General features: G+C 40.9%; 19 protein-coding genes and 1 pseudogene. 9 read left to right on the top strand and 11 right to left on the bottom strand.

The features are described 5' to 3' along the window. Positions 1–101 precede the first annotated feature (101 nt). Complete coding sequence (locus AC1F2U_RS30165; RefSeq protein WP_480264472.1) at positions 102–1,391, top strand: MFS transporter; 1,290 nt, start codon at positions 102–104, stop codon at positions 1,389–1,391. A gap of 14 nt (positions 1,392–1,405) precedes the next feature. Here the strand turns inward: AC1F2U_RS30165 and AC1F2U_RS30160 are convergent, their stop codons facing one another. Then, positions 1,406–2,302 (bottom strand): ATP adenylyltransferase family protein, encoded by an 897-nt coding sequence (locus AC1F2U_RS30160; protein WP_480264475.1) that lies wholly within the window; start codon positions 2,300–2,302, stop codon positions 1,406–1,408. 284 nt (positions 2,303–2,586) lie between these two features. Here AC1F2U_RS30160 and AC1F2U_RS30155 point away from each other — a divergent pair, with 284 nt between their 5' ends. Further along, positions 2,587–3,843 carry an HhoA/HhoB/HtrA family serine endopeptidase gene (locus tag AC1F2U_RS30155; protein WP_480264471.1) on the top strand — a complete coding sequence of 419 codons (1,257 nt, stop codon included), beginning with the start codon at positions 2,587–2,589 and terminating at the stop codon, positions 3,841–3,843. 363 nt (positions 3,844–4,206) lie between these two features. Beyond that, positions 4,207–4,458 carry a hypothetical protein gene (locus tag AC1F2U_RS30150; RefSeq protein ID WP_480264470.1) on the top strand — a complete coding sequence of 84 codons (252 nt, stop codon included), beginning with the start codon at positions 4,207–4,209 and terminating at the stop codon, positions 4,456–4,458. Positions 4,459–4,736: 278 nt separating this feature from the next. Here AC1F2U_RS30150 and aroF read toward each other — a convergent pair whose 3' ends face one another. The 6 genes and pseudogenes from aroF to AC1F2U_RS30120 all read right to left on the bottom strand — a co-directional run. Beyond that, entirely contained in the window at positions 4,737–5,795 is a 1,059-nt protein-coding gene (gene aroF, locus AC1F2U_RS30145; RefSeq protein WP_480264469.1) for a 3-deoxy-7-phosphoheptulonate synthase, read from the bottom strand. Positions 5,796–6,081: 286 nt separating this feature from the next. Continuing rightward, complete coding sequence (locus tag AC1F2U_RS30140; RefSeq protein ID WP_322668932.1) at positions 6,082–6,552, bottom strand: PAM68 family protein; 471 nt, start codon at positions 6,550–6,552, stop codon at positions 6,082–6,084. Between the two features lie 11 nt (positions 6,553–6,563). Continuing rightward, entirely contained in the window at positions 6,564–6,833 is a 270-nt protein-coding gene (gene rpsO, locus AC1F2U_RS30135; protein ID WP_041565894.1) for a 30S ribosomal protein S15, read from the bottom strand. Between the two features lie 760 nt (positions 6,834–7,593). Then, on the bottom strand, positions 7,594–7,917 hold the full coding sequence (locus AC1F2U_RS30130; protein WP_292738173.1) for a hypothetical protein: 324 nt from the start codon (positions 7,915–7,917) through the stop codon (positions 7,594–7,596). A 179-nt stretch (positions 7,918–8,096) separates the two neighbouring features. Next, positions 8,097–8,276, bottom strand: coding sequence for a chlorophyll a/b-binding protein (locus AC1F2U_RS30125; protein WP_194046856.1), 180 nt, complete (start codon positions 8,274–8,276; stop codon positions 8,097–8,099). A gap of 320 nt (positions 8,277–8,596) precedes the next feature. Then, a pseudogene (locus AC1F2U_RS30120) lies at positions 8,597–9,001 on the bottom strand (IS4 family transposase); the annotation flags it as partial. Here AC1F2U_RS30120 and AC1F2U_RS30115 point away from each other — a divergent pair. Then, the gene (locus AC1F2U_RS30115; protein WP_480264468.1) at positions 8,949–9,146 is read left to right on the top strand and encodes a DUF559 domain-containing protein; all 198 of its coding nucleotides are present in this window, start codon (positions 8,949–8,951) and stop codon (positions 9,144–9,146) included. The pseudogene AC1F2U_RS30120 and the gene AC1F2U_RS30115 sit on opposite strands and share 53 nt — an antisense overlap. Here AC1F2U_RS30115 and AC1F2U_RS30110 read toward each other — a convergent pair. Both AC1F2U_RS30110 and AC1F2U_RS30105 read right to left on the bottom strand, forming a co-directional pair. Further along, on the bottom strand, positions 9,114–9,380 hold the full coding sequence (locus AC1F2U_RS30110) for a DUF4058 family protein (protein WP_480264467.1): 267 nt from the start codon (positions 9,378–9,380) through the stop codon (positions 9,114–9,116). The two genes, AC1F2U_RS30115 and AC1F2U_RS30110, sit on opposite strands and share 33 nt — an antisense overlap. 76 nt (positions 9,381–9,456) lie before the next feature. Beyond that, complete coding sequence (locus AC1F2U_RS30105; RefSeq protein WP_480264466.1) at positions 9,457–9,996, bottom strand: SH3 domain-containing protein; 540 nt, start codon at positions 9,994–9,996, stop codon at positions 9,457–9,459. A 245-nt stretch (positions 9,997–10,241) separates the two neighbouring features. Between AC1F2U_RS30105 and AC1F2U_RS30100 the strand changes: the two genes are divergently transcribed. Next, positions 10,242–11,159, top strand: a complete 918-nt coding sequence (locus AC1F2U_RS30100; protein WP_480264465.1) for a TauD/TfdA family dioxygenase — start codon at positions 10,242–10,244, stop codon at positions 11,157–11,159. 201 nt (positions 11,160–11,360) lie between these two features. Here AC1F2U_RS30100 and AC1F2U_RS30095 read toward each other — a convergent pair whose 3' ends face one another. Beyond that, positions 11,361–12,869, bottom strand: coding sequence for a UbiD family decarboxylase (locus AC1F2U_RS30095; RefSeq protein WP_480264464.1), 1,509 nt, complete (start codon positions 12,867–12,869; stop codon positions 11,361–11,363). A 267-nt stretch (positions 12,870–13,136) separates the two neighbouring features. On the opposite strand from AC1F2U_RS30095, the gene AC1F2U_RS30090 reads away from it, so the two are divergent. The 3 genes from AC1F2U_RS30090 (at position 13,137) to AC1F2U_RS30080 (ending at position 18,300) form a co-directional block, all read left to right on the top strand. Continuing rightward, positions 13,137–13,607 (top strand): NADAR family protein, encoded by a 471-nt coding sequence (locus AC1F2U_RS30090; RefSeq protein WP_480264463.1) that lies wholly within the window; start codon positions 13,137–13,139, stop codon positions 13,605–13,607. A gap of 552 nt (positions 13,608–14,159) precedes the next feature. Next, positions 14,160–16,901 carry a GAF domain-containing sensor histidine kinase gene (locus AC1F2U_RS30085; RefSeq protein WP_480264462.1) on the top strand — a complete coding sequence of 914 codons (2,742 nt, stop codon included), beginning with the start codon at positions 14,160–14,162 and terminating at the stop codon, positions 16,899–16,901. 628 nt (positions 16,902–17,529) lie between these two features. Beyond that, positions 17,530–18,300, top strand: coding sequence for a hypothetical protein (locus tag AC1F2U_RS30080; protein WP_480264461.1), 771 nt, complete (start codon positions 17,530–17,532; stop codon positions 18,298–18,300). Between the two features lie 138 nt (positions 18,301–18,438). On the opposite strand, the gene AC1F2U_RS30075 is transcribed toward AC1F2U_RS30080, so the two are convergent. Continuing rightward, on the bottom strand, positions 18,439–19,293 hold the full coding sequence (locus AC1F2U_RS30075; RefSeq protein WP_480264460.1) for a phosphate/phosphite/phosphonate ABC transporter substrate-binding protein: 855 nt from the start codon (positions 19,291–19,293) through the stop codon (positions 18,439–18,441). Positions 19,294–19,473: 180 nt separating this feature from the next. Between AC1F2U_RS30075 and AC1F2U_RS30070 the strand changes: the two genes are divergently transcribed. Continuing rightward, positions 19,474–20,382 carry a Tll0287-like domain-containing protein gene (locus AC1F2U_RS30070; RefSeq protein WP_480264459.1) on the top strand — a complete coding sequence of 303 codons (909 nt, stop codon included), beginning with the start codon at positions 19,474–19,476 and terminating at the stop codon, positions 20,380–20,382. The last annotated feature ends 47 nt before the right edge of the window (positions 20,383–20,429 follow it).

Genomic DNA, 20,429 nt, shown 5'->3' with positions numbered 1-20,429 from the left:
AGAGACAGGGGTAGCCGAAGTGTTGCTCCCCTGCTCCCCTGCTCCCCTGCTCCCCTGCCCCCCTGCTCCCCTGCCCCCCTGCCCCCTTCCCCCTCCAAACCATGTCCTTACCCTCCTTCCTAGCGCGTCGTTCGTTTCACTATGCTTGGATCGTCGCGGGTTTAACATTCTTAGCATTGTTAGTAGCAGCCGGAATTCGCTCTGCTCCCGGAGTTTTTATAGTGCCTCTCGAACAGGAGTTTGGCTGGAGTAGAGCAACTATATCTTTGGCAATCTCCATTAACTTAGTACTCTACGGATTAATTGGCCCTTTTGCTGCCACAGTTATGGAGCGAATCGGCATTCGTCGGATGATGGTATTCTCACTTGCTGTGATTGCCCTCGGTGTCGGTTTAACCACTTTGATGTCAGCGTCTTGGCAACTAGTCTTGCTCTGGGGTGTAGTTGTCGGTTCTGGTAGCGGAGTTATTGCTCTAGTTTTGGGTGCTATTGTCGTCAATCGCTGGTTTTTGGAAAAGCGGGGTTTAGTTCTGGGCATATTAACCGCCAGTACAGCCACGGGACAACTAGTGTTTCTGCCGATACTAGCCTCAATGGCCGATCGCTTTGGCTGGCGAACTGCGGCTCTGGCTCTGACTGGTGCAGCACTTCTAATTATTCCAGCGATCGCAGTCTTTATGCGCGATCGTCCGGCGGATGTCGGTTTGCGAGCCTTTGGCGACAACAGGGAAACTGTGGAAGTGTTACAGCCCAAAGTCAATACCATCGTCTCCACTCTTAACGCCCTCTGGCTAGGAATGCGTAATCGAGACTTCTGGCTGTTATTTGGTAGCTTTTTTATCTGTGGCGCCAGCACAAATGGGTTAATTGGAACTCATCTAATTCCTGCTTGTATTGACCACGGTATCCCTGAAGTCAAGGCCGCTGGGCTTTTGGCAATCATGGGACTATTCGATTTTTTTGGAACTACTATGTCCGGTTGGCTATCTGACCGTTGGAACAATCGCTACTTATTGTTTTGGTACTACGGACTGCGGGGTTTATCTTTGATTTTCTTGCCCTTCAGTTTCAACTTTTCCTTCTATGGACTTTCCATTTTCGCCGTCTTCTATGGGCTTGATTGGATTGCTACCGTACCACCGACAGTACGTCTTGTTGCCAACATCTTCGGTAAAGAAAATGTCGGCGTGATGTTCGGTTGGATTGTCGCAGGACACCAGCTTGGTGCAGCTACAGCAGCATTCGGAGCCGGAGTTTTGAGAACTTGGACGGGTAGTTATTTACAAGCGTTTATTTTATCAGGCGTTCTCTGTCTGATTGCCGCAGTTTGTGTACTGCAAATTGGTCAAACTCCCACTAAAGATAATTATCTCGTAGAGAAGAATTCGTAGGGTGTGCGTAAGTATTAGGATACAGCAACATTTTTGAGGATAGTCATCGGCCCTTGGGTTTTGAGAATCTCCATTTCTGCTGCGTTTCGCACCAGCAGCGCACCAGCGAATCCTAATGAATTCACAGAGATAGATTGGAAATGCTCTTGCGATCGCGGTACGATTAACATCCATTCTCGTGTCGCTAACAGATTGTAAGCACCAGATTGCTTGTTATCTAAACCTACAGCGTGACGCAAAGCGTGATAAACTTCCAATGTTGCTTGACCCCCTGCCAATGGCGATCGCACCCAATTAGAATTTAGTGATGCGAAAGCGTGTACAAAAGGAAGTTTTGCTGAAGTTGCGTTCGAGTTTTGAAATTGTGCTGATGTTAGTAAAGCTTCAATCGGTATTTGCAAACCTGAAGGGGCAAGTGGTAGGGGTACTAATTGTAAGTGCTTGTGTCGCTGACTAGCACCTGCGGTTTTGCTACTGTTGTAAAATGCTAAACCATCGAAATCAGCCAAACACGCCCACATAGCCGTAAAATCTTCCAGTGTGAGTAAGCTTTCTTGTTCCTCGAAACCACGGGTAATAATTAGCAGATGATAATCTACAACATTGAATTTATTTAAAATACATACATGGGTATCGGAGATATCCGCCACAAATAAATCCTCTTCGTAGGGCAAAAAAGGATTAAACTCTTCACCAGAAGTAACAGATTGTTTTTCCTGTTTATCCTTTGCTGATTTTTTGCGATTCAGGTTAGACAAAATCCGTACCAAAAAGCGCACGCCATCCTGTTCAATAAATTCAAATTCTGTTGGAATCGAGAGTAGCGCCCCGCATTGCAAAGCATATTCAGTCCGTTCTCTAACACTTGTCCATAAAGTGTCAGGTTTAAGTAAGATTTTCCCCTGTGCCATTTTCATTCCTTCAGGCATGATGAAGAGTGCTGAGTTCTGAGTTGAAAGAACGCCCACAACGGGCCTTACTCAAACCCAAGTACATAAGTACTGAATAATTCTTAATTCACTCAGCACTGAGGTTGGTAAAGAGTACGCAGCGATGTACGTCTCTACGAATGACTATATTCCAATACGGTTCTATAAAATACCAAAGCTTTCACAACAACGCAATACCTTTGCAACAAAACTGTCATAAATCATATCTACATTAGTAATACATCTAAATATCCTTCCAGACAGCAATGCAAAACGAATCTCGCGACAGAGAACACCCATCAAATAGCATTTTACATAACACTGCTGATGCCAAATATTATAAACCCTGGCGAAAAGCTGCCGCCTCTCTATCGCTGGTGCTGCTGGGATCGGGTATGACATTGGCAGGCGGCTATATAGCTGGACACTCTCAGCAGGTGTCTGAAAATGCATCTAATTTGGCAGTAAGTCGAGTAAATGCTGCTCCTCCATTACCAGCAGCCACAGATCCTAACTTTGTTACCCAGGTGGTGCAAAAGGTAGGGCCTGCTGTAGTGCGAATTGACTCTTCCCGAACTGTAAAAACCCAGTTACCAGATGAATTTAACGATCCACTCTTCCAACGCTTTTTTGGTTCTCAAATACCACAACAACAAGATCGCGTAGAACGGGGTACAGGTTCAGGTTTTATTATTAGTGCTGATGGTCGTATTCTTACCAACGCTCACGTAGTTGATGGTGCTGATACTGTAACAGTAACACTCAAAGATGGGCGTAGCTTTAAAGGAAAGGTATTAGGAAAAGACGAGTTGACCGATGTTGCTGTTGTCAAGATTCAGGCAGATAATCTCCCGTTAGTAGCCTTGGGTAACTCAGATCAACTACAACCTGGAGAATGGGCGATCGCGATCGGCAACCCCCTTGGATTAGATAATACAGTAACTACCGGAATCATTAGTGCCACTGGACGCAGTAGCAATCTAATCGGTGCTCCCGATAAGCGAGTAGAGTATATTCAAACCGACGCTGCAATTAACCCCGGTAACTCCGGTGGCCCCCTGCTAAATTCTCGCGGCCAGGTAATTGCTATGAATACAGCCATTATTCAAGGGGCACAAGGATTAGGCTTTGCTATTCCTATCAACACAGCACAACGCATTTCTAGTCAACTAATAGCTACAGGTAAAGTAGAACATCCTTACTTGGGAATTCAAATGGTGGGGTTAACACCTCAGCTAAAACAAAATATCAACTCAGATCCCAATAGTGGTTTGAGTGTAAATGAAGATAAAGGTGTACTAGTTGTAAAAGTTGTACCAAATTCACCAGCTGCTAAAGCAGGGATACGTGCTGGTGACGTGATCCAAACGCTAGGAGGTCAAGCAGTCACAGATGCCAGCAGTGTCCAAAGGGCAGTAGAAAATAGCCAAGTCGGGAGCGATTTACGTATGGAATTACGTCGCAATGGGCAGAATCTTAACATAGCTGTACAGCCTGGTGCTTTCCCCGTGCAAGTGCAATAAAAATTTTGCTGTCATTTGCTATCAATTGAATAAAAGTGAATTTTCTGGGATGGGTATTTTACCCGTCCTTTTTTTCAGGTGGCAAAATTGAGTTGTAGTAACTGTATTGCCGTCAGATAGGCACTGCCCCAAACATCAAAATCGGAATTTTTGATATTAACAGTTCTGCCTTGTAAAAATAGTTTTATTTAATAGCGAGTCATGTTTACAATTTTTATCCATGACATTAGTCACGGTTCAACTAATGACCTTTTTCACTAGTAAATAGCTCTTTTCAACCCTAGTATTTATTTGTCAAAGAGATTAATATTTGGACAACTATTAATCTCTTTGATATCAATATCATAAAAGGGAAGTTTGCGAATGAGTATTAAAAGAATGCTTGCTAGTGCAGCGCTGATTTTACCAATTGCTGTTACCTTTATTCCTTTTCAAGCCGATGCTCAAATCAGACGACCAGTTAGGCGATCGGTTCCAGTTAGAATAATCAGAAGACCAGTGCGAGTTAGGGTTCATACCCCTGTTCAAGCAAGAAGAAGGATAGTGGTTCCTGGACGTTGGGTGCAAACAAATCGTGGTCGCCGCTGGATACCTGCTCGCTATATATATCGATAAAAAGTCTTACAATTGCAAAAAAAATATTGTCTATCAATATTGATTGCAAATTTCTTTTCATAGCTTTAGTTAGTGTTTAAAAATCCCCTTTAGAATATTTCTAAAGGGGAATTATTTCACTTTTGCAAGAGGTTTAATAAATAGGTAGGCATAATTAAACATACAAAAAAATCCTAGTTTGTAGTGAGCGATTTATCGCTTCTTTGGATTTATCAGGACTAAAATCCTGACTACAAACTTTAATTGATTTATGCCTAGCAATAAGTTGCAACTGAATTTTAAGCTAGAGCTACTGCTGGTTGCTGCCAGCGTCCCACCGCTTTACCAATTACTGCCAATTCTTGCATCAAGTTATCGAAGCGGTCTGGTGTCAGAGATTGGGGCCCGTCGGATAAAGCTTTGGCAGGATTAGGGTGAACCTCTATCATCAGGGAATCTGTACCAGCTGCGATCGCAGCCATTGCCATTGCAGGCACAAATTCAGACCAACCTACGCCGTGGCTGGGGTCAATCATAATTGGTAGGTGAGTTAGTTTTCGCAACACGGGCACTACCGATAAATCCAGTGTATTTCGCGTATACTGACGGTCAAAGGTGCGTATTCCCCTTTCACACAAAATTACATTGGGATTGCCAGATGCCAAAATATACTCGGCTGCCATCAACCAATCTTCAATAGTAGCTGCCATTCCCCGCTTCAAGAGTACTGGTTTTGGCTGCGCTCCCACTTTTTTGAGCAAGGAGAAATTTTGCATATTTCTTGCCCCCACCTGAATCACGTCAGCAACTTCGGCAATTTTATCCAGGTCTACGGCATCCATCACTTCTGTAATAATACCTAGTCCGCTGACTTCCCGCGCCTTCGCTAATAAATCTAAAGCACTCTCGCCGTGTCCTTGGAAGGCATAAGGTGAAGTCCGGGGTTTGTATGCCCCTCCGCGTAAAAATGCGGCTCCAGCAGCCTTGACGCGCCGCGCCGTCTCTACAATCATTTCTTCATTTTCTACGGAGCAGGGGCCGGCAACGACTACCAAAGGCTGATGTTCGCCAAATACTACCGCTCCATCAGGAGTATTAACCACTACATCTGAAGCTTCGCCGTGGCGGTACTGACGGCTAGCTCGTTTGTAAGGCTGCTCTACCCGTAACACCTGCTCAATCCAAGGGCTAAGTTCCTGAATTTGTAGCGGATCTAAGCTGGCGGTTTCACCTACTAGACCAATAACTACTTTGTGTTGACCTACAATTTTTTCTGGAGTTAGCCCCCAGCTAGTTAGTTCCTCATCAATGCGGTTTATTTCCGCCTCTGGGGAACCACTTTTCATTACTATAATCATCTGAAAGTTCCTGATTAATTAATTGAGTAAAATTTTCTGTGAATAGGCTAACTTTATTGTTGCCTATTGGCCTAATTACAAATAGTTAAAAATAAAATTTGTTTACAAAATAAATAGATAAAATGTAGCGCTCAGTCAGTAGTTTTACTACTACATAACTAGATATATGGTATAAAAAAGATTGTATAATTTTAACTAGCAATGTTGAAGCGATAAAATTTCAACTTCAACATTAACTTTTTCATTTACCCAATATCACAGTTACTTAATACCTGAGCGCCGTTCATCATAAGTTTTTTTGCCGAGTTTCGCGCCAAGCTGCCACCATTCGTCCCAAATTGGTGTTGAACTCACCCAAACCCAAAAAACTTCCGACTTTTTCTTCATCCCACGAGGCAGAGAGAACGCCATAAGTTATCCCTAAAACCCCCAAACCAAATAATCCCATGTTCACCAATAACACGGCGATGGGAGGTAGTCGGATATCGGAGTAGGCAGCAAGCAGATAGCTAGCAACCAAGGCACTAATGCCCAAAGCTGTTGGTACACCAGAGAACCCAGCTACCCGTCGGATCATCCGTTGGCTGACTACTTGGGGAATTGCCATCTCTTGTTTGGTGTAAACCACTTTTTTATCAGCCTTTTTGACGGATTCTTGGGGCTGTGCTGCTGGTTTACTTTGAGCTTTTGCGGGTTTTTGGCGCTTTTTGTTCGGTTCAAAGGGCAAACGACTGCGTTCAGATTCTTCAGCAGACATAAGCGGTAGTCCTATCCACGAATACCGAGACGAGCAATCAAAGCTTGATATTTTTCCCGGCTTTCCTGCGATATATAAGCTAGAAGACGCTTGCGCTGTCCGATTAGCTTCAACAGTCCTCTTCGGGAAGAATGGTCTTTTTTATTTGCTTGGAGATGTTCGCTGAGGCGGTTAATGCGCTCAGTTAGCATAGCGACTTGGACATCGGCCGAGCCAGTGTCAGTTTCGTGAACTTGGTAGTTGGAGATTATTTCTTGTTTCCGCAGTTGCGTGAGGGCCATGGTCGATTCAGTTTCTAGTTTTTCTAAAATGTATGCAGCAGTCTCCTATAATATCACAGCCCTCAAGCTGGATGTGGAATGACCCTTGAAGTATATTTCTGTAATTTTTAATACTATTCTCAGAGGCTAGCTCTCGGTATACTTCGTTCCAATCTCTGATAGGGATTTTAATTGATTGCGATCGTATTGCACCATCAAGCGATCGCGCCAAGACGATAGAAGATAAGTTTCAATCCCTAATAAGGATTTTAATTGATTGCGATATTACATGCACTCGCTAAAGGTAGGTAAATAAATGTTTCAATCCCTAATAGGGATTTTAGTTGATTGCGATTGGTCACACTGATTTGAAAGTGCTTTCAGCGTACATCGAGGTGTTTCAATCCCTAATAGGGATTTTAGTTGATTGCGATCGCAGGCTTCTGAAAGACTTGTGTTATTTGGTTTTCAAGGTTCAATAGCGCGAATGCGAAAATCATAACATAAGGAGTGGCAATTGTGCTAAATGTAAATAGCTGAAACTCAGTCTACGTAAGGTACGCGGATGGTTTGGAGATGCTACAGCCCTCAAAACCTTGCATATAGGGCAATTCAGCTATTTTTTTATTCCCCCCTTCCCCAACACCTACCCATCCGCGCATTTAGCTAAAAAACTAATCCGATTGGAAAGGTGTTTACTATAGATATCCCACTCAACTAGGGCAGATGGCTTTAAGGTGATGCCTACGCTTACGCAATTCCAGCATCCCCATAATTAACCTTATTTGGCAACGTCTTCAAAGTCTGTTATCGCACAAGCAAATTCTCTAAAAGCTGTTTTAATCAGAACTTCTTTCGTTCCTCTTTCCAGAGAAGAGTTGCGTATGAGGTCTGTTAATTCTATGAACAACAGAGAAAACATAAAACGATCTTGGCGGTCAACTTGTTTCAAACAAGACGATATAAACTGATAAAGCTCTGTTTTTCTGGGTTTAGTTTGTTCATCCCATATTTGCAACCCAAGCCGAAAAGTTCTCAAGCGGATTTCATTGGTGTTGAAGGACGCGTCTTTGTAGCGGACTGATACGCGTTGGGGTAGTTCCATGAGTTTTAGCTATACACATTCAATGTAAAGTAATTATTCACTTATATTTTGGCTCAACCGGAAAAATCTGATATTTTGCACCAATGGCAACAGCCGCCATCGGTTAGAAACGAATGACTGGCATAGAATATAGAAAATTTTGCAGGGTAGTACAGCAGTTCTACCCCACTATTATTAATTTAGAGAATACCCCAGAAATGGAGTACTCCTTGACCAGAAAAAGCTTCAATCAAAATCGCAGAGACAAAACCAATCATTGCAAGACGACCATTCCAATTTTCACTCTGAGGAGTGAAGCCAAAACGCACAGCATTAGGATCTTCTGAAACAATAGACGCAGTATTTTTAAAATCTGACATGAGCATAACTCCAAAATTCAAGTGTTGTAGCAGTTATAACTGTCTGTAAAGTAATGTAACAGATGTTAAAAAAAATGCAAGATTGAGTGAATAGGACTTATATCAAGTCCGGGTAATTAATTATGATTTCCACAATCATTGCACCCCTCCCCAAAGCATCGCTATCCATTACCCGGATCTTTCTTAACATTGCTGTAACTGTTACAGGAATATGCTTTTAGGAAAAGACAAAAAGGGTGGACTTGACATTTAGGACACTCGCTGTGATGGGAAATAATTACAGTAGGCGATCGTTAACAGGAGAGGAAATTGATCTTCAGTGGTACTTGAATCTCTAAAGTGGCAAAGCGTAATGTCAATGTGGCAAGTCGTGCTTCCCGTTCTGGATGGCGCTGTAATTCGACAATGATTCTGCCGCAGGGTTGTATTTCAGCGATCGCTTGATGTAAGTACTTAGTCTCATGGTCAACTCGTCGATTATGGATGGCACGAATCAAAAAATCGGAATTTCCTGTTCGTGGCATGGCAAATAAGTTGTAGATATCCCCTTCTCGGTCGGTAATAGTCACTACCTGGATATCTGTTTGTATTACCTCTTGTGTCACTGTTGCAGCATCTAACCAACGTTGACTTTCTTTATCTTTAGTTTCTCGTTGCCGACGCTTCTTAGCAATGCCAATAGTTTCCTTTTCTCTTGCCCATACTTGTTGGTCAATTACTCCTAATGATGACTACACCCAACAGGAAGATGCGATACGTCAAGAATTTTTGGAGAGTTTGGGGTTGCAGGTTGTGCGATTTAGAAATGAGGATGTTCTGGAGAGGATGGAGGAGGTGTTACAGGATATTGGTGCTTGGTTGCAGAGATAGAACCCCACCCCCAACCCCCTCCTCGCTTGCGGGGAGGGGGCTAATTATGTGGTTTTTGGTGGTGTGTGCGATCGCAGTAGTGTAATCCAGTCCATTTATATTTCTGGAATCTTTTGATAAGCGTAATTGAAGGGAAAGATAATCTGCGATCGCTACTATTAATCTCCCATGTACTCCTGGCCATAATTCAGGATCTTCTAAATACGTGTTCATTCCTGGAAATGAATAAGCCATAACAAATATCTCAAAACCAAAATTTTAAAAGTAATTCTCATAGCCCCATCTTTGCTTGCCTGCTGGGGGTGAGATTTTAAGAACAACTAGTAAGGGCTGCACCACATTGATCTTCCCTTGTCAACCAACCCTTAACACCTTGATATTCCACCTGCGCCCAATCTCCCTGACAGCCTAACAATTTGACAGTCGTATTAGTAGGAATTATTCTCAGTTTTTGGCTTTTTTGATTACTACTAGCATAGAAATCCACGCCATTAGTACCGTAGCCTCGCGTTGTTAAGCCTAACTTTGGCACAAATACCCATCCAGTTCCTTGAAAACCATTGCTAGCATTAGTAATCTGCACCCAATTTCCAGCTGCACCAATAACATGAACTGTTTCGTTAATGGGTATTTGTCCTAGAATTACATTATTTGTACTTGCACCACTGCGCACATTTAACCCTTGCGAATCTGTATCGATGACGTAGGCAAAAAGATCGCACTTTTGAGAATTACTTGATTTTGCTAAACTTATTTTACTAGCTATACCAGTATTGAGTATCATACTAATACAACTGAATGCCAATCCGATCGCTAACTTTGATGCTGGATTTTTCACTTTTTTTGTCATTATTTCTTCAAGTTTCTGGCATCAGTACCCAAGGCTGGAGTCTTATTGATATCTCCGAATCTACTTAAACAAATTCTGGTTAACTTTGCAACGTAGTTCTATCAAAGAGATTTTAGTACTGCAATAACACTTTTAATTTTACAAAATTTCGTCCTGCGATGTCTACGAGGGGCTACGCCTACGCTAATGGATAAAACACAATGACATCATTGAGTATTAAACTATCAGTATAGTTAACGCCAACAGTGAGTTCAAATTTAGACAAAGGTTTCTTAAGTTATATGACTACTAAGATACAGCCCAGATCAAATAGCATAGTTCAAGAAATTAATAATCTTGATAATCTGAGTATTTTAGAATTAGATAAAGAAGAAATTATTAGCCTGTTTAAGGCTAATGGAATCTTACTTTTTAGAGGATTTGATGTTGATGTTGATATTTTTAAAGAATTTACCAATCTCTTGAGTATCGATTTTATAAATTATGCTGGTGGTGCATTCAGTAGAAGGGTAATTAATGGAGATGAGACTCTTTTAAGCGTCAATGATTTTAAGTCTGAGATTAAGTTGCACGGCGAAATGTATTATCAGCAGAATATCCCACTTATGCTGTGGTTTTTCTGTGCTAATCCACCATTAGAAGATGGTGAAACTACGGTATGTGATGGTAGACAATTTTTTAATGAAATTAGTAGTTCAACCAAAGAGTTATTCAGCAAAAAGAAGTTAAAATTTACTGTTCGGATATCTCAAGACGACTGGCAGAAAAAATACCAAACAGATGATTTGAATCAGCTAGAAGAAATGTGCCATAAAAATAATACACATCTGATAGTAAATGACGATCAATCGATTCTGCTTGAATATATTTCTCCAGCTATTATCCCTAGCAGATGTGGAAAACATCAGGTATTTATTAATAGTTTATTGCCTACAAAGCAGTTAAGCCCGAAGATTCTTAATTTTGAAGATGATTCAGAAATTCCTGAAAAAGTTGTCTTTGAACTTAATGAGATTGCTGAAAAAATAACCACAGAAATTTCATGGCAAAAAAGCGATATTTTAATGATTGATAATACCAGGATACTTCATGGGAGAAGGTCTTTTGCTGACGATCAAAGAGATATTTATATCAGGCTGTGTTCTCCAGCTTTTTCATTTTGATGTTCGATTACAGGAGTTTTCATTTATTTAAATGATATCTGTCGTAAGATATAGCTTTACTGTGCTATTACTACATTATCTATAACGCAATACGTTTTAGTCAAGCGTTATTGGTGTAGATAATTTGTCTTTCAAGACGCGATAAATCGCGTCTCTACATCAGGGTTTTGTTACTCTATCTAAACTGTATTGAGCTATAAGCTACTTCATATCATAGCCAAACAAATTCGGGTCTACTTCTCCTAACTGCAACTCTGCCAAACCATACTCTGCCCATCGTCTCTCTACCATCGCCGCCACATCTGGGTCAGATTCTAAAGGCGAACCCCATTCATGGTTTGTTTCCGGCGGAATCTTTGTAGTTGCATCAATTCCCATCCGTCCGCCTAAGCCAATTTTCTCACTAGCAAAATCTAAGGTATCAAAAGGTGTATTCGGCAAAATAAAGACATCTCGCACTGGATCAACTTTAGAACTAATTGCCCAGACAACTTGACGCGGATCGCGAATATTTATGTCTTTATCCACAACAATTACAAATTTTGTATATGTAAATTGTGGTAAAGCACTCCAAAACGCTAAAGCTGCCCGTCGCGCTTGTCCCGGATATGCTTTATCTATGGAAATAATCGCTGCTTTGTAACTCAAAGCTTCCATTGGCAGGAAGAAATCGACAATTTCTAATACTTGTTGCCGCAGTATGGGCGTATAAATGCGATTTAGCGCGATCGCCATCATCGCTTCTTCTTTGGGTGGACGACCGCTAAATGTTGTTAAGTAAACCGGATTTTTCCGGTGCGTCATACACTCGAAGCGGATTAATGGCGAATCCTCTACACCGCCGTAATAACCCATGTGGTCGCCAAAAGGCCCATCTGGTAAAACTTCCCCTGGTGTAATCGTTCCTTCCAAGACAAATTCCGAATCTGCGGGAACTTCCAAATCGACAGTTTTGCACTTCGCCAACTGCACGCCAGAACCGCCGTAAAGTCCAGCAAACAGCCATTCTGATAAATCTACAGGGATGGGTGTAGCTGCTGCCATGATAATTAGAGGATCTACACCAAGTGCGATCGCAACTTCTAATTTTTTCCCACGTTCGGCCGCTTTTCGCAAATGCCTCGCCCCACCCCGCACCGATAACCAGTGAACCGTCATCGTATTTTTAGATTGTAGTTGTAAACGATACACACCTACATTTGGAGTACCAGTCTCACAATCTTTGGTAATTACTAGTCCCAGCGTGATAATCTTGCCAGCATCACCATTATAAGGACGTATCAAAGGCAACTTATTTAAATCTAAATCATTACCTTGAAGTACAACTTGCTGACAAGCAGGGAAAAAGTCTCGTCCTGGTTTCGCCTTCACCACATCAAACAGCACTTTTCCAAAATCTATCGCCTGGGAAATCTTCTTCGGTGGTTTTGGCTGTTGCAGCATACTTAATTTTTTACCCAGAGTTTCCAACTCCTCTGGATGCTGCATATTCATCGCCCAGCAAATCCTTTCCACAGTTCCCATCAAATTCACCGCCACCGGGAAGGAAGCGCCTTTGACGTTTTCAAACAACAACCCCGGGCCACCTTTTTGCAGCATTCGGTTGGAAATCTCAGCAATTTCCAAGTCTGGGTCAACTAAAGCTGAAATTCGCCGTAATTGTCCTCTTTCTTCCAAAATTTTAATGAATCCCCGCAAGTCTCTCGCCATTGTTCTAATAAAGCTGATTATTTAAGAAGTGTGAAGCGCTTTCTTATATTATGGGGCATTGGGAGAGAGGACTTGGAGACAAGGAGAATTGGGGACAACACATCTAAGGAAAGCTGATGAGTAAAGTAGTAAACCTACTGTTCCAAAAGTTGTGTAAAATTACCCCCCCAGAGTGATGTTACAAACCCTTCATATAAATGAAGGGTTTTGAAACCTAAACTTTCAGTTACCCTGAAATTGATATATATATAAAAGAGCAATTTTCAAATGACCATTTACTTTTATAAGGTTTGGCAGCCTTATGGCTGTTTTTCTAACTTTTCTCTCCACGGAATCCACATCGAGGGCGCTTACTGGCCAACGGTTGAGCATTATTATCAAGCGCAAAAGTTTGTAGGCAGCCCAGATGCGGCAATTATACCTCTCATCCATGCTGCCGCCACCCCAGAAGAAGCTGCGACTTTGGGAAGATGTAACACTCGCCAACTCCGTCGAGACTGGGATTTGGTTAAAACTCAAATTATGCGAGAAGCTGTACTCAAAAAGTTTCTCACTCATGCTGATATCAGAGAAGTTCTCCTGAAGACAGGTAATGAGATGTTGGTTGAAAACTCCCCAACCGATTCTTTTTGGGGCTGTGGTGCTAATAAAAGCGGTCAAAACCATCTCGGTAAAACTCTCATGAGTGTGCGTGAAGAAATTCGTAATTTACTATCTTTAACGATAATTTACGAATAATTTAATCAAAATAGTTACATTCAACATCAAGTCAAGCAATTAAATGGGGAATAGTCAAATTCCCCAGCCAAAAATATTTTATAAAATTACTAATAATTTATTTATAGCTTTGAAAAAATTTTAATTAATTGAATTAATGGGCAAAAATATTAAAAAAATGTTTTTAATTTCAAGAAATTATTACAGTTCTAAATTAAGTAAAATTACTGGAATAGTTTAATGATTGAGAATATAAAATTAGTAAATGTCAATGATTAAAATTTTCTTAACTTTAGACTTGAGATGATACTTGAAAAGTATTGAATGATACAGCAATTTTATATCTCCCTTAAATCCACTTTACAAGGGCTACAGGGAACAAGCAAAATCTCTGTTACTTTTCAAACATCTTCTAATCCATTTCCGAAAATCTTTGTAATACATGTATGCCCTTAGCAATGCATTAGTAGCAATATTTTCTTGAAAGAGGATGACAATCAAAGCATTGTAAGTTGAAAATTCGATCGAAGACAACTACAAAAAATTATACTTAAACAAAATTAAATCTAAGTAATGAAACGTAGGGAAAAACCAAACGAGTTGCAGCAAAACTTCGATCGAGAAAGTTTACTGCACCGGATGACAAAACAGATTAGGCGATCGCTCGACTTTCAAGAGATATTAACAACAACTGTTAGCGAAGTGCGTTTATTTTTGGGTGCAGATCGGGTAAAAATCTATCGCTTTGATGCTGATGGTAGTGGTGAAGTCATTGCAGAATCTATTCATAAACAACGTTTGCCATCCTTATTGGGTCAACGCTTCCCAGCTGATGATATTCCAGAAGCCGCCAGAGAGATGTTTTTGTTAGTGGGGCAACGTTCGATTGTCGATGTGGCAAATGAGAAGATCGGGCTATCGCCTCTACAGTCAAAAGAAACTGGCAAACGTCTAGAAACTAATATCTACTATCGGCAAGTAGACCAGTGCCATATTCAATACCTAAAAGCAATGGGCGTGCAGTCTTCGTTGGTAGTACCAATTTTAGATTGCGACCCACAAGAATCATCGGTAAAGCCTAAATTGTGGGGATTGTTAGTAGCTCACCACAGTGAACCGCAAAAGATTTTGAAGCGGGAACTAAAAGTATTGCAGCAAGTTGCTGACCAGGTAGCGATCGCGATCGCTCAAAGTAATCTACTCACTGAAGCCCACGCCAAGCAAAAACGAGAAGCTACTATTAATCGAGTCACCACACTATTGCATAAACTGCCGACAATCCAATTACAAGGAGCACTAGAAGAAGTTATTACTGCCTTCTGTGGAGTCGGTGGCAGGCTTTACATTGCAGAGAACCGAGAACTATACACTTGGGGCGACCAACCGACACTCCCCTACGAGTTAGATAACACTATTATCGAACAGCATCCCATCTGGCAAAACTGGATGGCTGAGTTTCAACAAGGTAATATTTGGGCAACTACTGACCTCTATAAAGAACCACGTTTGCGAGTTTTGGCTTTAGCATTCCGTTCTACTCAAATTCGCGGACTTATGGTGATTCCGCTACATTACCGCGAAAAATTTATCGGTGTATTAAGTATTTTTCGCTCTGAATTTGAAACAGAAATCTTGTGGGCGGGACGATGCGAACATAATCGGCGACAACTTTTACCCCAGCTTTCCTTTGAGGTTTGGCGAGAGCAAAAAAAAGGGCAAGCACCTGAGTGGAAATTGGAAGACATCTTTTTGGCACAAGCCTTATACGATCATTTCTCAATGGCAATTCAGCAGCAGCAGATGTATAAACAGGTACAATCCCTAAATGCCAACTTAGAACGGCGGGTGCAAGAGCAAACCTCTGAACTCGAAAAATCATTACTGTTTACCAAAGTCATCAAGCAAGTCACAGAGCATATTCGCCGCACATTGGACTTGCAGGCAACTCTGCAATCCATAGTTCGGGAAGTCCGTCCCCTGCTAAATTCAGACCGAATGCTGATTTTCTACCTGAAGACTCAATCAGTGATTGTAGAAGAGATTAATGGTAATTGGCAGTCAGTTTTAGGAGTGAATGCACCACCAGAATGCTTTCCTGATGATTATACCCGTCTATACTCTCAGGGTAGGGTACGGGCAATTAACAACCTTTCAACGGCTTCTTTAAGTGATTGTCATCGAGAGTTTTTGCAAAGTCTGCAAGTGCAAGCAAACTTAATAGTTCCGATTAATATGGGTATGGAACTATGGGGCTTATTAATTGCCCATGAGTGTGAGGCTCCCAGAAATTGGCAGGATACAGAAATTGATTTATTGCAGCAGGTGGCAGATCAGGCTGCGATCGCAATTCAACAAGCACAACTCTACCAGCAAACCTCTGAGGCCGAAACTGAAGCCAGAAATCAAGCTGCTCAGTTAGAGCAGACCCTACATGAACTCCAAGAAACACAGATAAGATTGATTCAGACCGAAAAAATGTCCAGTTTAGGACAGTTGGTGGCGGGTGTCGCCCACGAGATCAACAACCCCGTTAACTTTATTTACGGTAATCTGTGCCACGCCAGTGATTACACCGAACAACTGCTAGAAATTTTACGTCTCTACCAGCTATATTATCCCCATCCCCATAGTGAAATTCAAGCTGCGATCGAAGCGATCGATTTTGAATTTTTGGTAGAAGACCTGCCAAAAATCATGACCTCAATGCAAGTAGGAACCGAGCGCATTCGCTCAATAGTGTTGTCGTTACGCAATTTTTCTCGCTTGGATGAGTCTGAAAACAAGCGCGTTGACCTGCATGAAGGCATTGACAACACCTTATTAATTTTGCAACATCGGCTGAAAGGAAATGCTGAATTTCCACGCATTGAGATAATTAAAGATTATGGCAAAATCCCACGGGTGGAATGCTATGCCGGTCAAATGAATCAAGTATTCATGAATATTTTCAGCAATGCCATAGATGCTCTGGAAGTAAGGAGTCAGGAGTGGCGGAATCGGGGTGACAAGGAGAATAACTTATGCCCAATTCCAACTATCCAGATTTCCACTAAAGTCTCAGCAGACAACTCTCGTCTGTTAATTCGGATTACTGACAACGGCCCCGGAATGAATGAAAACGTAAAAAAGCGAATTTTTGACCCGTTTTACACTACCAAGCCTGTGGGCAAAGGTACAGGATTGGGACTAGCAATCAGCTATCAGATTATTGTCGAAAAACATGGCGGAATAATGGAGTGCATTTCAGAACCTGGCAAAGGTACAGAGTTCTGGATTGAGATTCCTGTCAAGCCTCCAGCCAAAATAGTTAACTAGCAATAGGGAGTGGGAGATCGGGACGCAGGCGAAGAATCACTATTGATTATTGACCAATGCTCAATTGTTAGTTTCAAAACTTAAAACTTGACTGAGCAATTTTTAAATTCATCCACAAGATAGATGATAATTTTCTTAACATATAATCTAAAAAAATATCTATTAGCTACCCAGGATATGCAATATATTGAATACGATCAAAAATCATTTAAAAGTAAAGTTTAGTTGCAAAATTAATCCCTCCCAGCTACAAGTGATAATCTAATAGTTGAAGCTAAAAAACAAGCTTCCGGTGGCAGATATAACAGCTGCATTTGAAATGTTAGTAAGAGGTATAAGACGCTGTTTAACTTACATCTGTCTCGTCCAAATACAGCAACACCCAACACGAAAACTGCGATTTCCTCAAACGTGGAAGATTAGGGGGCACTGTAACTGATTTTCATTACTTGTTTACAAAAGCAATGGAAGTTAGTACATCCCTAACTACGATGAACAAAGAGAGGAGATAGTTTAGCGAGTAGAGGCTTGGGTGTTGTTGTGTTTAAAAAGAAGTCTGAAATAGGGACTCCTGTGGGTGTAAGATTATACGAAGTTAAATAGCGAGAAACAGTTAAAATAGCGCCTTATGTCAATAATTGCGCTCAGAGCGTGGTATCTACAGGATTATGAGCCGATTCCAGAATTGGAAAAACGCCCGCCAGACATTCGCTTAAGTAAAAAAAGCCTGCTGAAATCAGCATTGCGAGCAGACTTTTTGGAAGACAGTGACGAAGTGAAAAAATCAACTTGGTTTGGACGCTATTTGGAAGGGGAAAATATTGAATTTTATATTGAAGGTAGCGGTGGCTATTGCGTCTCTAACATTGACTTAATTAGTCATGAAATTTATTTCACCAAGCAGGCGGTGTTGGCTCAGTTAGAACCAACAATTTTTTTATCCTATCAAACTGAGTATGGCGCAGCGACGAATATTCTCAAAGAAGAACTGCGAAAAAGTTTAGACAATTTAAACTTGCGATCGCGTCTTCCCCTAACATTAATAGAATCCTCTCGTCCTAGCGGTGCTACTTTCCGAATTAACCGCACAATTATGCGGAAAATCCGTAAGAGTTTGTTATTTATAGCTGACACCACGGCCATTGCTAGTATTGATGGTAAAGAAACGCCCCAATTAATTCCTAGTCCGAATGTTTGTATTGAGATTGGCTATGCCATCCAAAGTAAGCGATCTGAACAGATTCTACTAGCGCAAATGCAACGCCCAGATTTTGAAGGTGAATTTCCCTTCGATTTGCCGACACAGCAAATTTTACAATTTCAAGACACCACAGAACTGGACAAAATCCTAACAGAGACTATTAAAAACCAGCTAGCACGATTCAAATTGTTTTTTTGACCTAATTTCCCAGTCAGACTTGCTGGCTGTTTTTTCTTCTCAGTTTGTACTTTACAAAAGTTAGCAATAACAATGCTCTTTTTAACAAGAGGGCTTTTTTAAACAAAGTAAAACCTGGAAGTATTGTTATTGCTTTAATTAGAATAAACGAACAGGCTTTTTTTGCAGCTTAGAACTAATTGAACTTACCCGATCGACCACAGAAATCATGTATTTGTAATCTGGTACTTGTCCATTGGGTACATACCCCACTTCTTGAGCTAAACCTGAAGGCGAATCACTCATGACTTTGCGGATAAACTCTTGACGGTTACGTTCTACATTCGGCCCAATCAAAACCACACCTAATGGTACATAGTGAGGGTCTTTAAATAGTATGCGGAATTCGGTTGGCGCCAACTGTGAACTATAGAGACTTAATTCCGCTTCTGAGACGGCGCAGGCGATCGCTTTTCCTTGAGCGACCAATTCCAATGCTGCTTTGGGTGTGGGTGCAAATAGTATCTCAGCTAGTGTTGTACCATAAAGATTGTAAAGAGGAAAATAATATCCTGTTGCTGAACCTAACTGTCCTAAAGCCACTGTTTTGCCTTGCAATTGTTTCAATTCAGTTATCGGATTATCTTTGCGAACAACAAAGATTGAACGTAAATTACTAATACCTATTAAAGGAAATAGAGGAACATATTGGTGACGTGCGATCGCAATAGCTGCTAAACCCGGTGGAGCAAACACCAATGACCAAGCACGAGCATCAAGGCGCTCAACCGCTCTATTTTCATTAAAAACAGGCTCTAACTGAATATATGAGTTTGTTTTTTCACCTAAGTAACTATTAAATTTAGCATATTGATTAATTATCTGTTCGCCTCCACCATAGTTGATCGCACCAATAGTTAACGTGCCCTCAACCCCACCTTGTGGTTTGCAAGCAGCAAATGTAAAACCTAGTAGATGAAACAAAAATAAACGACGAGGAAATCGCACAAACATCACTAATTATGGTTAAAAAATAATTTGGCTTTCAGGACTAATTTAGATAAATTTGACTGCTACCTAAAGGGGTTATATTGCAGTAAAAAATTAATATTTATTTAGATCGTGTTGAGATGCTTTATAACAGGTATAAATAAATATTAGACAAACTCACAGCCCACCTTCCTTGCTTAGGTTATGTTAAACAACATTACGTTAAAAAACTTAAAAATAGGTGCTAAATTTAACTTGCTTTTAATATTAGTTTTCATCATCAGTATTTTAGGAAGTGGCGTTGCCTTATCCAGTGTACTTCAAAGGAGAGCGCAAAATGAAGTAAGTTCTCAAGCGGAGATTCTCATCCAAATGGTGAATGCAGTTAGAGATTATACACAAAATCGTATTGCTCCCTTATTAGAACCTAGATTAGATACTAACCCAACATTCCTACCTGAAGTAGTACCAACTTTTTCTTCTAAAGAGGTTTTTGAAAATTTTCGTAAAAAGCCTGAATTTCAAAACTTTTTTCATAAGGATGCAACACTTAATCCAACCAATTTAGCGGATAAAGCTGATAATTTTGAAACTCAACTTGTCGAGCGTTTTCGCAATGAACCTAATACTCTAGAAATTACAGGCTTTCGTAAATTGTCAGAAGGCGAAGTATTTTACATTGCACAACCATTAAAGATTACACAAGCGAAATGTTTGCGATGCCATTCTACACCAGATCGGGCTCCTAAAAGTCAGTTGCTAAATTATGGCTCGGAAAATGGTTTTGGCTGGCAACTCAATCAGATTGTTTCTGCTCAAATCATCTCTGTTCCTTCTCAAGATATTTTTGCCAATGCCAAACGGACTTGGATATTGATAATGGGACTTTTAATTGCGATCTTTGCGCTCGTAGTTTTCTTAATTAACTTCTTAATTACAAAATATGTGATTCAGCGCATCAGAAGAATAGAGAAAATAGCTCAAAAAGTTAGTGTTGGTGATATGAGTGCTGATTTTGAAGAAAGCTCTCATGATGAAATTGGCGGGTTAGCAGAAGCATTTAATCGGATGAAAGCTAGCTTGAAAATAGCTCTGGACATGCTGAACAATTAAGGCTAATAATCCGTAATTCACAGAGATAAAAACGCAATTTCGATAAA

The organism is Nostoc sp. LEGE 12454, assembly GCF_056620565.1.
The sequence above is the reverse complement of the archived record's forward strand: the minus strand, read 5'-3'. Positions and strand labels throughout refer to the sequence as shown.

Coding starts and splice junctions, on each gene's coding strand:
- AC1F2U_RS30165 (WP_480264472.1), top strand. CDS start 102: ATGTCCTTACCCTCCTTCCTAGCGCGTCGTTCGTTTCACTATGCTTGG.
- AC1F2U_RS30160 (WP_480264475.1), bottom strand. CDS start 2,302: ATGGCACAGGGGAAAATCTTACTTAAACCTGACACTTTATGGACAAGT.
- AC1F2U_RS30155 (WP_480264471.1), top strand. CDS start 2,587: ATGCAAAACGAATCTCGCGACAGAGAACACCCATCAAATAGCATTTTA.
- AC1F2U_RS30150 (WP_480264470.1), top strand. CDS start 4,207: ATGAGTATTAAAAGAATGCTTGCTAGTGCAGCGCTGATTTTACCAATT.
- aroF (WP_480264469.1), bottom strand. CDS start 5,795: ATGATTATAGTAATGAAAAGTGGTTCCCCAGAGGCGGAAATAAACCGC.
- AC1F2U_RS30140 (WP_322668932.1), bottom strand. CDS start 6,552: ATGTCTGCTGAAGAATCTGAACGCAGTCGTTTGCCCTTTGAACCGAAC.
- rpsO (WP_041565894.1), bottom strand. CDS start 6,833: ATGGCCCTCACGCAACTGCGGAAACAAGAAATAATCTCCAACTACCAA.
- AC1F2U_RS30130 (WP_292738173.1), bottom strand. CDS start 7,917: ATGGAACTACCCCAACGCGTATCAGTCCGCTACAAAGACGCGTCCTTC.
- AC1F2U_RS30125 (WP_194046856.1), bottom strand. CDS start 8,276: ATGTCAGATTTTAAAAATACTGCGTCTATTGTTTCAGAAGATCCTAAT.
- AC1F2U_RS30115 (WP_480264468.1), top strand. CDS start 8,949: ATGCCAATAGTTTCCTTTTCTCTTGCCCATACTTGTTGGTCAATTACT.
- AC1F2U_RS30110 (WP_480264467.1), bottom strand. CDS start 9,380: ATGGCTTATTCATTTCCAGGAATGAACACGTATTTAGAAGATCCTGAA.
- AC1F2U_RS30105 (WP_480264466.1), bottom strand. CDS start 9,996: ATGACAAAAAAAGTGAAAAATCCAGCATCAAAGTTAGCGATCGGATTG.
- AC1F2U_RS30095 (WP_480264464.1), bottom strand. CDS start 12,869: ATGGCGAGAGACTTGCGGGGATTCATTAAAATTTTGGAAGAAAGAGGA.
- AC1F2U_RS30090 (WP_480264463.1), top strand. CDS start 13,137: ATGACCATTTACTTTTATAAGGTTTGGCAGCCTTATGGCTGTTTTTCT.
- AC1F2U_RS30085 (WP_480264462.1), top strand. CDS start 14,160: ATGAAACGTAGGGAAAAACCAAACGAGTTGCAGCAAAACTTCGATCGA.
- AC1F2U_RS30080 (WP_480264461.1), top strand. CDS start 17,530: ATGTCAATAATTGCGCTCAGAGCGTGGTATCTACAGGATTATGAGCCG.
- AC1F2U_RS30075 (WP_480264460.1), bottom strand. CDS start 19,293: ATGTTTGTGCGATTTCCTCGTCGTTTATTTTTGTTTCATCTACTAGGT.
- AC1F2U_RS30070 (WP_480264459.1), top strand. CDS start 19,474: ATGTTAAACAACATTACGTTAAAAAACTTAAAAATAGGTGCTAAATTT.